The sequence below is a fragment of the Rhodohalobacter sp. SW132 genome, from assembly GCF_003390325.1.
In the GTDB taxonomy this organism is placed as follows: Bacteria; Bacteroidota; Rhodothermia; order Balneolales; family Balneolaceae; genus SW132.
The window spans coordinates 47,585-59,908 of sequence record NZ_QUOK01000004.1 but is presented as its reverse complement, the minus strand read 5'-3'; the positions used below and the strand labels follow the sequence as shown (position 1 = coordinate 59,908).

The following is a 12,324-nucleotide window of genomic DNA, read 5'->3' as shown; positions in this document are numbered from 1 at the left end:
AATAAAGGTACGATAGATAGATCCATCAATCGACAGTCAAAAATTTAACGTTAGTTGATTCTAAAATGGTGCTATTCCCAGCAAAACACTTACAATGGCCACGTTTGCGAGTCCGATCACAAACATGGATATAGCCAGCAAAATAGTCGGGCTGAGCATACTTCCGGAAACTTCGTTGTATTCAGCCACTTCAAGGGTTTTCTCATCCGGTTTGTTTGGATCCTTCATATATACTTTCTCAAGCATTCTGAAGAAATACACAGCATTCAGAAGTGAACTGATGAGAATCACGGCTAAAAAGAGCCAGTTTTCGTTATCCACAGTTCCGAGTGCCAGGTACCACTTACTAAAGAATCCTGCAAGAGGAGGCAGGCCGATCATGGAGATCGCAGCAACACTGAGTGATGCCATTGTCCAGGGATATTTTTTTCGATAACCGTCATCAAAACGGCTGATGTCGGAATGGCCCTCCTGCATACGTATGTTTCCGGCAATCATAAAGAGACATGCTTTCATCACGGCGTGGTTGAGCACATGAAGCAGTGCGCCGGCAAATCCCCACGGATTTGCGAGACTAAGCCCCATAATAATGTACCCGATTTGGGAAATACTGCTGTAGGCCAGCATCCGCTTCATTTCATTTTGTGCGATGGCCATTATGGATCCGTAAAGGATTCCGGCACAAGCAAAAAGCCCGAGAAGATAGGATAGAGGTACGACGGCATCAACAAGCTCTATTCCGAACAGGTAAAGAAAAACCCGGAACAGGATATATGCGGCAACTTTGGTGCCAATGGGTGCAATCAGCACTGAGGTTGGAGTTGCAGTATAGGTGTACGAATCGGGCAGCCATCCGTGCATAGGAAATATAGCCGCTTTTACCCCTATACCTATAACCATAAGGATCAGTGAAGCTACAACGGCGGTATTTTCAGCAACCATCGGCAGCATCGCCGTCATGTCAATAATATTCAGCGTACCTGTTACGGTGTACAGAAACCCGACACCGAGCAGGTAAAGTGTTCCGCCAGCGGTTCCGATGATCAAATAGCGAAACGCTGCATATGGGGCCGGTTTGCTCCCGATTGCAATCAGCGCATAACCAGTGAGTGATGCGATTTCAAGAAAAACATAGAGGTTAAACAGGTCGCCGGTCATTACCATGCCATTGAAACCGAACATCATCAGCATAATAATGGAGTAGTACGGCATCTCTTTGCCTTCAAGCTCCGTTCGGGCCGGTTTTAAAGCGTAAATCAGTACAATAAATGCAACAGTGTTGATCACCATCGCAAAAAAGGCGGAGAGTCCATCGTAGACGAACTCTATTCCAATGGGAGCCTCCCATCCGCCAAAGAAGTACCGGATGGCACCGGTATCAAGGTAGGTGATAAATCCATAGATGGAATAGGCTGCAGCAATGCCGGCACCAAGCACAGCAAGCGGGTGGCAAAGCTTTTCTTTCCAAAGACCAAAAAGCGGAATCAGGACAGAAAATAGCAGAAAGGTTAAAGCAATGATTGCCGGTAAATGCGAATCGATCATTGAATTTTTTCTAACAGTTCTTGTTCGTCAAGTGTATCGTAACGGTTATAAATCGCAACCAGCAGAGTGAAAGCTACACCAAGAGTTGCAACACCCACAACAATGGCGGTGAGCATTAAGGTGTGCGGGAGGGGATTCAGATAATTTGCTACATCTTCAACCGGAAAAGCTGTGTCGCGAACCGGGACAGTAGCATCCCACTTTGATGCAATCGATACAAAAAACATCACCACCGAAATTTGCAGTATGGAAAGCCCAATTGTTTTTTTGATCAGGTTTTTCTTGAACAGTATGCCGTATGTGCCAACGCAAAGCAGAATTACGGTAAACCAATAGGCGTAGTGGCCTGTAAAAAACTCAATCATTATCTTCTCCTGTTACGATGTTATCATAAATCATCACAAGCACAGCCATTACCGTGAGCCCGATGCCAACCTCAATGATTAAAATTCCTATGTACCGGAGCCAGGCGGCTTCTACACCAGGTATAGGCAGTTCGCCATAATCAAGGAAATATCCGCCGGCAAGAGCGGCAACTAACCCTGTTCCGAAATAGATTAACACGCCGATTGCCGCAATGGGATTATTGACCCACTCTTTAATTTGAAGATTTCCCAGATGTGCACCGCCCGCTACACGAATCAACAAAACGGAAGCTGCTAAAAGTGCGCCTCCCTGGAATCCGCCGCCCGGACTATAATGGCCATGAAAAATCACATACCATCCAAAAACCATGATGTACGGGCTTAAAAGTCGGGCACCCAGTAATACGATCGGACTTTCGAAATGACGTTTCATTCCTTGTCCCTCCGTCGTTTTTTGAAAATGAGCAGTGTGATCAATCCAACGGCATAGATCACCACCTGTTCGCCAAACGTATCAATACTTCTGTAATCGCCAAGAACAACGGTAACCATATTTGGGGTGCGTGCGTCATTATATGCCTCCTGAATGAAGTAACTTCCCTTCACAGGTGTATCGGTCATGCTTCGTTCGGCATGCATATAGTTACCCGGATCGCCCCGATAGGGCAAGTCCAGTGATGCATAAATAAGCACCGCGGCAAAAAATACGAGCGTAAGTATTTTAAGTGCTTTCAATCGTTTGTTTTTCTTGAAGTTTTATAAAGAGCTGCTACAAAAAAGAGTCCGGTAACGCCGGCTCCAATTACGGCTTCTGTGAATCCCACATCAATAGCACCCATGGCTACAAACAAAAGAGCCATCAAAAAGCTGAAGATGGTCATCATAACCACAGCTACGAGTAGATCTTTCACTTCGAGCGCAACAATGGCTGAAATCAAAATGAAAATGTAGATAACAAGCTCCAGTTCCCAGATCATCAGCTTTTCTTGTTTTGTTTTGAACTACTAAACAGAGGTTTGAGCCCTTTCTTAAGTGCGGCCCTTGCAAGTGCGTGTGAGCCAATAGGGTTTGAGAGTGCAATAAAAATGACTATCAAAATTAATTTTAAGCCGCTTTGCGTAAATCCTTCATATATAACGAGTCCAAGAATGACAAAGATAATCCCGAGCGTATCACTTTTGCTCACTGCGTGTGTGCGGGCATAAAAATCGGGCAGCCGCAAAATCCCAAAACTTCCAACAAACATGAAGATTATTCCAAAAGTGATAAATATAATGCTGATTATATTGATGATTGTCATTTGGCTTCACCCCGTTTTTTTGCTTCTGAGGTAAGGTATTTTGCAATCATCAATGAGCCGATAAATCCAAGGATTGCGTAAGCAAGTGTGATATCCAGAAACATATCAACCCGGTCAAAAATAAAACCAATCAGACAGATTAATACGATAGTTTTGGTCGCAATAGCGTTTGTTGCAAGCAATCTGTCGAAAACTGTTGGCCCTTTAATCACGCGTATGATGGGCACAGCGATAATGATCGTCAGAAACACAGCACTGTAAAGAAAAAAGGTTTCCATCAAAAAGGTTATGAATCTGAGATTTGAATATTTACGTCACTGACGACCGGCCGGTCTGTATTTTCAAACAGCTGAAGGACTTTTTTGGGCATTGTATCATCAATGATACCTTCGTAGGAGGCTTTATCAAGCGCATGTACTGTAAACGTATCACCTACAATATCAATAGTTAGCGTGCCGGGTGTGAGGGTAATAGAATTACCAAGAATCATCTTGGCATGTGCGCTTGGCAAATTTACTTTAAAAGTTACCATTGTTGTTTCAATATGCATTCTGGGTGAGCCAATAACTCTGAGCACATGAAGTCCCGCGAGAATAATCTGGCCAAACATCCAAATTGCATAAATTGGAGCCTTCCAGAAACGCAGTTCACGCAGATCATCCATATCATCTTTAAAGAAGTGGAACATCTTTAAGCGATAATTGAGTGCCATCACACCGGCTACTGTGATAACTCCAAACAGGATATGTACAAAATCCAGTATTCCGCTCATAGCCAGCCAAAAAGCCATAAGAGAAATGAAAGAGAGTGTTAGGTTATAGGTCGAAAGTTTATGCATCAGTTTTTTGCGTTCGGCCAGGCAGTTAGCAGCAGAATTATTTTAAGCCCCAAGCTTATCAAAAAAGATGGGTTACCTGCAATTAAAGTTCGTGCTGAATTATAAAAATTTACATGAGATCGGTGAAAAAACGTTTTGGAAAAAATCAAGAAGAGATATCAGAAATCTTTTTCAAGAATAGGGCAATAATCCTGTCTTTTGAGTTTATCTTGAAAGAGATTTTTGTATCTTTGCCTCCTGTTAAATCACGGCGACTATATTGTGCCTTGTGAAAGAGTGAAATAAATAAACCTTTTGAATGGAATCACCTACTGCGTTAGTCAGTTTGATTGTTGGTTTACCGTTACTTGGCTTTCTTATTAATGGATTGGCCGGTTTGGCTTCTGAAGGCTACCGGGAAAAGAAATCATTGATCGGTATCATTGCTAATCTTGCTGTATTTATACCTTTTCTTATATCCCTTTCTTTTTTTATTGGGCACAGTTCAGGGGCAGATGCTCTTATTGTAACACTCTTTAACTGGATTACAGTTGGTGATTTAACGGTTGATATTGCCTACCGCCTGGATGAGCTTTCACTGATTATGGCACTCGTGGTAACTGGTGTGGGTTCGTTGATCCATTTCTATTCTATTGGGTATATGCATCACGATAAAGGGTACTGGAAGTATTTTGCTTACCTGAATCTCTTTATTTTTGCCATGCTGAACCTCATTATGGGGAATAATCTGCTGCTTCTGTTTCTCGGCTGGGAAGGTGTAGGGCTCTGCTCTTATCTATTGATCGGTTTTTGGTATACCGATATGGCTAAATCCGATGCTGCCAAAAAAGCTTTTCTATATAACAGGGTAGGGGATTTTGCCTTCCTGATTGCGATGTTTATGGTCTTTAATGCGGTTGGGAGCCTCGATTTTGATGTGGTTCTCTCCAATCTTGATCTGTTCTCTGCAGGCGCGGTTTTCTGGATCGGATTACTGATGCTGATTGGAGCAACGGGTAAAAGTGCGCAGATTCCTCTTTTTGTTTGGCTGCCCGATGCGATGGCAGGTCCGACGCCGGTTTCTGCGCTGATTCACGCCGCTACGATGGTTACATCCGGTATCTACCTGATTACGCGGCTCTCGCCAATGTTCGTAATATCACCTGAAGTGATGATGATTATCGCTGTGGTCGGTGCGCTTACGGCAATCGTGGCTGCAACAATTGCCATTACTCAGAATGATATTAAAGGAGTGCTTGCCTACTCTACAGTTTCACAGCTTGGTTTCATGTTCCTGGCTCTCGGTTCAGGGGCGTTTACTGCGGCTATGTTCCATGTGGTAACTCACGCATTTTTCAAAGCGTGTCTCTTTCTTGGATCCGGATCTGTTATCCATACGATGGAGCATCTGAAGCATAAACTGCACGATGATGGAAAGCACGTGGAGTTTGACCACCAGGATATTCGTAACATGGGAGGCTTGAAAAAATGGATGCCTTCCACCTATAAAACATTTATGATCGCAACCATCGCGATTGCGGGTATTCCGCCGCTGGCCGGATTTTTCTCCAAAGATGAGATTTTGATGCACGCAACGAATATGGGTTATGGCGAGTTTGCCGGCGCTATGTATTTCATCCTTTGGGGTGTTGCGATGATTACTGCATTCCTGACAGCATTTTATATGTTCCGGCTAACGCTTACCACGTTCCATGGCAGCTTTAAACTCTCACAGCTATTTAAAGAGGCTGAAGGTTCTGAAAAATATCTGCATGAAAGCCCCAAAACAATGACCATTCCGCTCTGGACACTCGCCGGGCTTTCCATTGTCGGTGGATTTATGGGGATACCGAATTTTATCGGGAAAACCTTTACAGGTGAATATGTGAATATCAACTGGCTGCAGGGCTGGCTGGAACCAATCGCAGCAGATATTGCACTTACACTTTCCGTGCCGGCAGAGTGGGGGTTGATGATGCTTTCCATTCTTGTAGCCGTCGGCGGAGTGTATACAGCTTTCAGAATGTATGGGAATAACCAGCAGCTGGCTTCTGATGAAAAAATTGCAACCAAGTTTGGTTCCCTTTACGTGGTTTGGAAAGAGAAGTATAATTTTGATGAGTTCTACGAAGCAGTCATTGTCCGGCCAACCGTGAAATTTTCAGATCGTGTGCTGGCTGTATTCGACATTAAGATTGTGGACGGATTTGTAAATGCCGTAGCAGGAACGGTTCGCCTCGTAGGCAGCCTCACTCGTTATATCCAAACCGGGGTAACCAGCAGTTACGCATTCGCCCTTATACTCGGCGTAATCCTTGTAATGTCAATGTTACTGTTTTAATCGCGCAAAAATAGATTATGGAGTTTCTTCTAAACTTAGTTATTTACCTGCCGCTTCTTAGTGTGCTTGCGGTTCTGTTGCTCAGAGATGACACGGCTGTAAAATGGACTGCGTTGCTGGCAACATCGGCTACATTTCTGTTGTCTATTCCGCTTCTGCTGAATTTTGATATTGCAAATTCTGCCGTTCCGCAATATGTCACGGAAGGTTCTGCGATTTTGAGCACAATGGATGTGAAATACCTTGTAGGTCTCGACGGCCTTAGCCTTTTGCTCTTCATGCTAACTACGCTGATGGGGCCGATTGTTATTCTTTCCTCCTGGGAATCGGTATCAAAAAGTCTGAAAGGATATTATGCGATGCTGCTGATTTTGCAGACGGCATCACTCGGTACCTTTGCCTCACTTGATCTTGTAGTATTCTACGTATTTTTTGAACTCTCCCTGATCCCCATGTACTTCCTGATTGGTATTTGGGGTGGGGCCGATAGAATTCAGGCGACAATTAAATTCTTTATCTATACGCTTGTTGGTTCACTGATCATGCTCGTGGCGCTTCTTTATCTCGGTTTCACGGCAGGAGAGGCAACAGGCACGTACAGCTTTACAGCCGACTGGCGGTTTATTTCAAGTCCTGAATTTACGATCGGACTGGTAGAACAGACCTACATGTTCCTCGCTTTTGCACTCGCATTTTGTATTAAAGTACCGCTTTTCCCATTCCACACCTGGCTCCCGTATGCGCACACCGAAGCTCCCACAGCAGGATCTGTTGTACTTGCGGCGATCATGCTTAAACTCGGTACTTACGGACTCCTCAGAATTTGCATGCCTGTTTTCCCCAATGCATTTATGGAATTTGCTCCCTGGCTCGCCGGGCTCGCTGTGATCGGCATTATTTACGGAGCACTGGTCGCCATGGTTCAGAAAGACGTTAAAAAACTTGTAGCATACTCATCTGTAAGCCACCTTGGTTTTGTGGTACTTGGAATATTTGCATTCAATACAATTGCAGTTCAGGGAGCAATTATTCAAATGGTAAATCACGGCCTGTCCACAGGAGCACTTTTCCTGATTGTTGGGATGATTTACGACCGGCGGCATACCCGAATGATTGATGATTTTGGCGGTATTGCCAAATCTGTACCCGTTCTTGCAGTGATGTTTATGATCGCTACGCTCGCTTCAATCGGCCTCCCGGGACTGAATGGATTTATAGGCGAATTTTTTATCCTGATCGGATCATTTAATTCAGAACTCTACGGCAATATAACTTTTGCGGTATTGGCTGCAACAGGTGTTGTTCTTGCAGCAGTATATATGCTATGGATGTATCAGCGGGTGATGTTTGGCGAGATCGATAAAGAAGAGAACCGAAAAATGATCGATCTGAATGCCAGGGAGATATCCCTGCTTGTACCTCTTGTCATTTTCATGATTTGGATTGGAATTCGTCCGGTAGACTTCACGGTCTATTCAGAAGGTTGGGTTGATAATTTTATCTCGGTAACAGAGGACAAAAGCATCGCTGTTCTTGAACAAGTGAACCGTGATGAACTGCCCGATTGGACAGCAAGAGTATATGGGCTTGACAATCAATCTCAAACAGATAAACAAATCGTTTTAGGAGACTGATCTATTATGAAACCACTTACCGAAAAAGAGATTCAGACGGAACTCAAAAATCTGAACGACTGGAATTTTACGGATGATAAAATTCACCGGGAATTTTCATTCGAGGATTTCAAAACAGCTCTCTCATTCATTGTCAGGGTTGGATTCGATGCAGAAGATCAGGGGCATCACCCGGAACTGTTTAATGTTTACAACACGGTTCAGATCAGTCTTGCCACTCACGACGCCGGTGATAAAGTAACAGGCAAAGATATTAAACTTGCAAAAGCGATAGACGCGATTTACAAAACGTTTTAGTATGAACTATACCCACGATTTATTGGCTTTTTTACCCGGTATTATCATTGCTGTAACCGGGCTTTTAGCACTCTTGTTAGATGCGTATAAAAAGAGTGCTGATACGGTGTATGCACTCTCAATTGCTGGTATTTTTGCTGCGCTTGTGGCTGTCTTTCCAGCAATGTTCGGGGAGACCGGAGTGGCATTTTCAGGGATGATTGTATACGGCGGGGTAGGTTCTTTTGGGTCTGCAGTAGTGCTTGCCGGTACTCTTTTTTGTGTGATGATATCCAGGGATTATCTCAATGAACTTCATCTGCACGACGGAAGTGTATATGCAATGATCCTTTTTGCAACGGTAGGAATGCTTGCACTTGCAACTTCGAACGACTTGATCTCATTTTTCCTGGGATTGGAAACAATGTCTATCTGTCTTTTTGTGCTGGCCGGCCTGATATCTGAGGAAAAAACAGGAGCAGAGGCTGCACTCAAATATTTTTTATTAGGTGCTTTTGCAACAGGATTTTTGCTCTACGGTATTGCGCTGATTTACGGGGCGACCGGGCACACAAACTTTAATGAAATTGCCGCTGCTGCCGAGCCGTCTTTGCTGCTTCTTGGTGGTTCCGGACTCTTACTTGTGGGGATATTCTTTAAGCTTGGCGCTGTTCCCTTTCACATGTGGACCCCTGATGTATACGAAGGTACTCCTACAACATTAACCGCCTTTATGGCAACAGCTGCAAAATCAGCAACTTTTGTGGCATTTATTCTGATAATGACGCGAATGCTTCCGGGTGCTGAGGGCGGAGACTGGACCAATGTAATTCAGGTGATTGCAATCCTGACAATGATCATCGGAAACCTTATCGCACTTGTTCAGGATAACGTAAAGCGGATGCTCGCCTATTCAAGTATCGCCCATGCCGGTTATTTATTGGTCGGCCTTGCAGCTGGTACAGCAGAGGGATACTCCGGAGTCTTATACTATCTCTTTGCCTATACCCTGATGAACGTAGGAGCATTCGGAGTGATCGCCTTTTACGAGAGAAACCGCGGTATTGATTTCACAAGTATTGAAAGCTATGCAGGGCTCGGTTTTAAAATGCCTGTTATGGGTGTGATGCTCTCCATCTTTCTGTTCTCACTTGCGGGTATTCCTCCGTTTGTAGGTTTTATCGGTAAATATTATGTATTTGCAGCAGCAGTGAACGCAGGATTGATCCCCCTGGCAATTATCGGGGTACTTGCAAGCGCAGCGAGTGTTTACTACTACCTTCGCGTAATGGTTTATCTGTACTTTAAAGAGGCGCACAAAGAGTTCAAACTCAAAACGCCAAGTATGCTCTTTACATCTACACTGGCATTTCTTGCAATCCTTACGGTCTATTATGGTGTAGAACCGGTTCTTCCGTTTTCCGGGTTGATCGAGCTGATCTCATCTTACTACACGATCTAAAGTTAGAATACAGTAGCCTCATTTCGATGAATAATCTACTTGAAGTATCCAAGTAGAAGTCTCCGCTAATGAGGCTGTGTGAGAATTTACCCTCTCATTTGTAGGCATTCATTATTTTTTAAGGTATGAAAGCTTGTATTGAAGCTCCCCTCCCTATCAAGTCCCGTCAGGGCGCGATAGGGAGGGGACGGGGGTGGGTCAGAAAGTCTGCGAGCTGTGAAAATGGCAGAAATCTTAGTTTTTTAAGTGCAATTTTTTGGAAAACAATTTCCTCACAGCCTCTAACAAGGGGAGTTTAGGAGGGGTGTTTCGTCGAATTTTGCCTTGGAACTTTGATAATTAATATTCAACAATCCAACTGAGGTTTTTCGTAAAAAGTAGAGGAGCTTCACGTTGTTTTAATGAATAGCCTTGCTTATCTTTACAGGCTCTGTTGCCGGCGATAGATCGGTGACTGTTTCCAATAATGGAATACAACCAAAGAAAAATTCAGATGAAAAAAGAATTTTATGAAATGACGTACATCCTGAACCCGGTTCTGGATGACGAAAAATTTAAAGAACTTGTTGATCACGTTCAGAAACTGATTGAAGACAACGGCGGAGACGTAGTTGATACCGATGAGTGGGGAGTAAAACAGCTTGCCTATCCGATTGAGAAGAAAAACTCCGGCTATTATGTGAACCTCTATTTCAATGCACCTAAAACAGCCATTGAACCTGTAGAGAGAAACATGAGAATCCATGATGACATCATGCGTTACCTGACGCTCAAATATGATGCAAAAATGAAGCGCCACTACGATCTCAAGAAAAAAGGAGATCTGCCGGTCATATTTGAAGATCTCGAAGAGGAAGAAAACACTGACGATAATTAATAAACCCCACTACTATGATTAATAATCCATCCCATCCGAAAAAAGGACACTTAAAAACAAAAGAGTGTAAATTTACAAAAGCAGGAATCGAGTACATCGATTACAAAGACACCGAAACTCTGCTTCGATTTATAAACGACCAAGGCAAAATTTTACCTCGTCGTGTAACCGGCAATAGTGCACGCCATCAGCGTCAGTTTTCAACAGCTGTTAAAAGAGCCCGATTTATGGCACTTATTCCTTATGTAACTGAAAATCTAAGATAAACCGGAGCAATCGAATGAAACTGATATTAAAAGATGATGTTGATAAACTCGGTTCAGCCGGTGATCTGGTTGACGTGAAGCCGGGTTACGGACGTAATTTTCTGATCCCGCAGGGCAAGGCTGTAATGGCTACAGCAGGCGCTGTAAAAGAGTATGAAGCACTTCAGCGAGAAGCTGAACTTCGTGCTGAACTCACGGTTGAAAAAGCGAAAGAACTCGCTCAGAAACTGGAAACCACATCCATTACTATTCCTGCATCCGTGGGAGAAGACGACAAAATTCACGGAACTGTTACAAATATTGATGTAGCTGATGCTCTTGAAGAAAGAGATATTTTGATCGACAGACGTAAAATCTCCATCGATCAGGATATCAAATCTCTGGGTGAATACACGGCTACGATTGATCTTCTTGGCGATCTCAATCCAAAGATCAAAATTTGGGTAGTTAAAGCCGATGAAGACGAAGCCTGATCATTCAGCTTCCAGCTTTGTATTCAAAAAAGGCTGCTCTTTGAGCAGCCTTTTTTGTTTGCGAAACCTATCAATTCAGGGAAATGATCTCTGAAATCAAGATTATAAATCCTATTTGATAAATCAGGTTTCTGATCACCTTGGTGAATTCCCTAAACTCAACTTATTCAGTACATTATTGCCGAACTCTGATTCTATTGTACTAAAGTGCCTTGATGAGGTGTTAAGTAAATCTCAGAATCAGTACATATCCGTACCTCTTCAGTAAACTTATGGTTAATTTCTGCAAATTGTTCCTGCCCCTTTTTTTACTGCTGATGTTCGTCTTATCAGCACAGGCCCAGTTACTTGACCCTGTTTCATATGAAATTTCAGATATTCCCGATGAGGTTCAGGCCGGGGAAATCTTTACGATCTCTGTTACGGCCACTATTGATGGAGACTGGCACCTCTATTCTGCAAAAAACGATCCAGATGCGGGGCCTTATCCAACTACGTTCTCATCTGTAGAAGATCACCTGTTCCTGGCGGGAGACATCGAAGAAACAGAACCTAAGATTGTCCTGGATCCCAATTTTAACGCAGAACTTGGCTGGCACTCCGAACGTGCAGTGTTTAGGCTCCCCGTAGCGTTCGATACCACCAGCAGAGGTATACAAAACGTAACGATCGAAGTTCTTTACCAGGTGTGTGATGATCGCTCATGCCTGCCTCCCAAAACTAAACAGGTTTCTACTGAGATCTTTGTTTCCGGAGTTTCAGACTCTCCTTTCCAGCCTGCAGCTACCCGATCCTCAAACCTATTTTATTCGATTTATTCATCTCCTGCAGAAGTATTGCCAGTCTTGAACGAGAGAGAGTGGATGTTTTGGGGATCTCTTATCTTTCTAATAGCGGTCGGTTTTATTCTGAGGAATCAGAAAGTTTAGCATGGTATCAAACTCTGATATCGGGATACGCAGAATTAT

The 12,324-nt window shown here is 43.6% G+C and carries 16 protein-coding genes; 8 read left to right on the top strand and 8 right to left on the bottom strand.

Annotation, left to right across the window (positions count from 1 at the left end; genetic code table 11):
* Nucleotides 1–60: 60 nt before the first annotated feature.
* From DYD21_RS09285 to DYD21_RS09250, 8 genes are read right to left on the bottom strand one after another with little or no spacing between them, the layout of a single operon-like run.
* Complete coding sequence (locus DYD21_RS09285; protein WP_116035667.1) at nt 61–1,545, bottom strand: complex I subunit 5 family protein; 1,485 nt, start codon at nt 1,543–1,545, stop codon at nt 61–63.
* Nucleotides 1,542–1,910: a cation:proton antiporter subunit C gene (locus DYD21_RS09280; RefSeq protein ID WP_116035665.1), complete on the bottom strand. Its 369-nt coding sequence runs from the start codon at nt 1,908–1,910 to the stop codon at nt 1,542–1,544. Before DYD21_RS09280 ends, DYD21_RS09285 begins: the two co-directional genes overlap by 4 nt.
* Complete coding sequence (locus DYD21_RS09275; protein WP_116035662.1) at nt 1,903–2,343, bottom strand: MnhB domain-containing protein; 441 nt, start codon at nt 2,341–2,343, stop codon at nt 1,903–1,905. The genes DYD21_RS09280 and DYD21_RS09275 overlap by 8 nt, the downstream gene beginning before the upstream one ends.
* Nucleotides 2,340–2,645 carry a hydrogen gas-evolving membrane-bound hydrogenase subunit E gene (mbhE, locus tag DYD21_RS09270; protein ID WP_116035660.1) on the bottom strand — a complete coding sequence of 102 codons (306 nt, stop codon included), beginning with the start codon at nt 2,643–2,645 and terminating at the stop codon, nt 2,340–2,342. The genes DYD21_RS09275 and mbhE overlap by 4 nt, the downstream gene beginning before the upstream one ends.
* Nucleotides 2,642–2,887: a hydrogenase subunit MbhD domain-containing protein gene (locus DYD21_RS09265; RefSeq protein ID WP_116035657.1), complete on the bottom strand. Its 246-nt coding sequence runs from the start codon at nt 2,885–2,887 to the stop codon at nt 2,642–2,644. The genes mbhE and DYD21_RS09265 overlap by 4 nt, the downstream gene beginning before the upstream one ends.
* Nucleotides 2,887–3,210 carry a monovalent cation/H(+) antiporter subunit G gene (gene mnhG / locus DYD21_RS09260; RefSeq protein WP_116035655.1) on the bottom strand — a complete coding sequence of 108 codons (324 nt, stop codon included), beginning with the start codon at nt 3,208–3,210 and terminating at the stop codon, nt 2,887–2,889. The genes DYD21_RS09265 and mnhG overlap by 1 nt, the downstream gene beginning before the upstream one ends.
* Complete coding sequence (locus DYD21_RS09255; RefSeq protein ID WP_116035652.1) at nt 3,207–3,488, bottom strand: monovalent cation/H+ antiporter complex subunit F; 282 nt, start codon at nt 3,486–3,488, stop codon at nt 3,207–3,209. The genes mnhG and DYD21_RS09255 overlap by 4 nt, the downstream gene beginning before the upstream one ends.
* An 8-nt stretch (nt 3,489–3,496) precedes the next feature.
* Complete coding sequence (locus DYD21_RS09250) at nt 3,497–4,048, bottom strand: Na+/H+ antiporter subunit E (protein WP_116035650.1); 552 nt, start codon at nt 4,046–4,048, stop codon at nt 3,497–3,499.
* Between the two features lie 298 nt (nt 4,049–4,346).
* On the opposite strand from DYD21_RS09250, the gene nuoL reads away from it, so the two are divergent.
* The 8 genes from nuoL (at nt 4,347) to DYD21_RS09210 (ending at nt 12,285) form a co-directional block, all read left to right on the top strand.
* Nucleotides 4,347–6,368, top strand: coding sequence for an NADH-quinone oxidoreductase subunit L (nuoL, locus tag DYD21_RS09245; protein WP_116035647.1), 2,022 nt, complete (start codon nt 4,347–4,349; stop codon nt 6,366–6,368).
* A gap of 17 nt (nt 6,369–6,385) precedes the next feature.
* Nucleotides 6,386–8,002, top strand: a complete 1,617-nt coding sequence (locus DYD21_RS09240) for a NuoM family protein (protein WP_116035645.1) — start codon at nt 6,386–6,388, stop codon at nt 8,000–8,002.
* A 6-nt stretch (nt 8,003–8,008) separates the two neighbouring features.
* The gene (locus DYD21_RS09235) at nt 8,009–8,299 is read left to right on the top strand and encodes a 4a-hydroxytetrahydrobiopterin dehydratase (protein WP_116035642.1); all 291 of its coding nucleotides are present in this window, start codon (nt 8,009–8,011) and stop codon (nt 8,297–8,299) included.
* A gap of 1 nt (nt 8,300) precedes the next feature.
* The gene (locus tag DYD21_RS09230; RefSeq protein ID WP_116035640.1) at nt 8,301–9,740 is read left to right on the top strand and encodes an NADH-quinone oxidoreductase subunit N; all 1,440 of its coding nucleotides are present in this window, start codon (nt 8,301–8,303) and stop codon (nt 9,738–9,740) included.
* 493 nt (nt 9,741–10,233) lie between these two features.
* Complete coding sequence (gene rpsF, locus DYD21_RS09225) at nt 10,234–10,617, top strand: 30S ribosomal protein S6 (RefSeq protein ID WP_116036327.1); 384 nt, start codon at nt 10,234–10,236, stop codon at nt 10,615–10,617.
* Nucleotides 10,618–10,631: 14 nt separating this feature from the next.
* Nucleotides 10,632–10,883, top strand: a complete 252-nt coding sequence (gene rpsR / locus DYD21_RS09220) for a 30S ribosomal protein S18 (protein WP_116035637.1) — start codon at nt 10,632–10,634, stop codon at nt 10,881–10,883.
* A gap of 14 nt (nt 10,884–10,897) precedes the next feature.
* A complete protein-coding gene (gene rplI, locus DYD21_RS09215; RefSeq protein ID WP_116035635.1) occupies nt 10,898–11,356 on the top strand; it encodes a 50S ribosomal protein L9 in 459 nt (152 codons plus the stop codon).
* A gap of 317 nt (nt 11,357–11,673) precedes the next feature.
* Nucleotides 11,674–12,285 (top strand): protein-disulfide reductase DsbD domain-containing protein, encoded by a 612-nt coding sequence (locus tag DYD21_RS09210; protein ID WP_158551483.1) that lies wholly within the window; start codon nt 11,674–11,676, stop codon nt 12,283–12,285.
* Nucleotides 12,286–12,324 lie beyond the last annotated feature (39 nt).

Excerpts from the sequence above, each read along its gene's own strand:
- DYD21_RS09285 (WP_116035667.1), bottom strand. The coding sequence starts at position 1,545 with ATGATCGATTCGCATTTACCGGCAATCATTGCTTTAACCTTTCTGCTA.
- DYD21_RS09280 (WP_116035665.1), bottom strand. The coding sequence starts at position 1,910 with ATGATTGAGTTTTTTACAGGCCACTACGCCTATTGGTTTACCGTAATT.
- DYD21_RS09275 (WP_116035662.1), bottom strand. The coding sequence starts at position 2,343 with ATGAAACGTCATTTCGAAAGTCCGATCGTATTACTGGGTGCCCGACTT.
- DYD21_RS09265 (WP_116035657.1), bottom strand. The coding sequence starts at position 2,887 with ATGATCTGGGAACTGGAGCTTGTTATCTACATTTTCATTTTGATTTCA.
- mnhG (WP_116035655.1), bottom strand. The coding sequence starts at position 3,210 with ATGACAATCATCAATATAATCAGCATTATATTTATCACTTTTGGAATA.
- DYD21_RS09255 (WP_116035652.1), bottom strand. The coding sequence starts at position 3,488 with ATGGAAACCTTTTTTCTTTACAGTGCTGTGTTTCTGACGATCATTATC.
- DYD21_RS09250 (WP_116035650.1), bottom strand. The coding sequence starts at position 4,048 with ATGCATAAACTTTCGACCTATAACCTAACACTCTCTTTCATTTCTCTT.
- nuoL (WP_116035647.1), top strand. The coding sequence starts at position 4,347 with ATGGAATCACCTACTGCGTTAGTCAGTTTGATTGTTGGTTTACCGTTA.
- DYD21_RS09240 (WP_116035645.1), top strand. The coding sequence starts at position 6,386 with ATGGAGTTTCTTCTAAACTTAGTTATTTACCTGCCGCTTCTTAGTGTG.
- DYD21_RS09235 (WP_116035642.1), top strand. The coding sequence starts at position 8,009 with ATGAAACCACTTACCGAAAAAGAGATTCAGACGGAACTCAAAAATCTG.
- DYD21_RS09230 (WP_116035640.1), top strand. The coding sequence starts at position 8,301 with ATGAACTATACCCACGATTTATTGGCTTTTTTACCCGGTATTATCATT.
- rpsF (WP_116036327.1), top strand. The coding sequence starts at position 10,234 with ATGAAAAAAGAATTTTATGAAATGACGTACATCCTGAACCCGGTTCTG.
- rpsR (WP_116035637.1), top strand. The coding sequence starts at position 10,632 with ATGATTAATAATCCATCCCATCCGAAAAAAGGACACTTAAAAACAAAA.
- rplI (WP_116035635.1), top strand. The coding sequence starts at position 10,898 with ATGAAACTGATATTAAAAGATGATGTTGATAAACTCGGTTCAGCCGGT.
- DYD21_RS09210 (WP_158551483.1), top strand. The coding sequence starts at position 11,674 with ATGTTCGTCTTATCAGCACAGGCCCAGTTACTTGACCCTGTTTCATAT.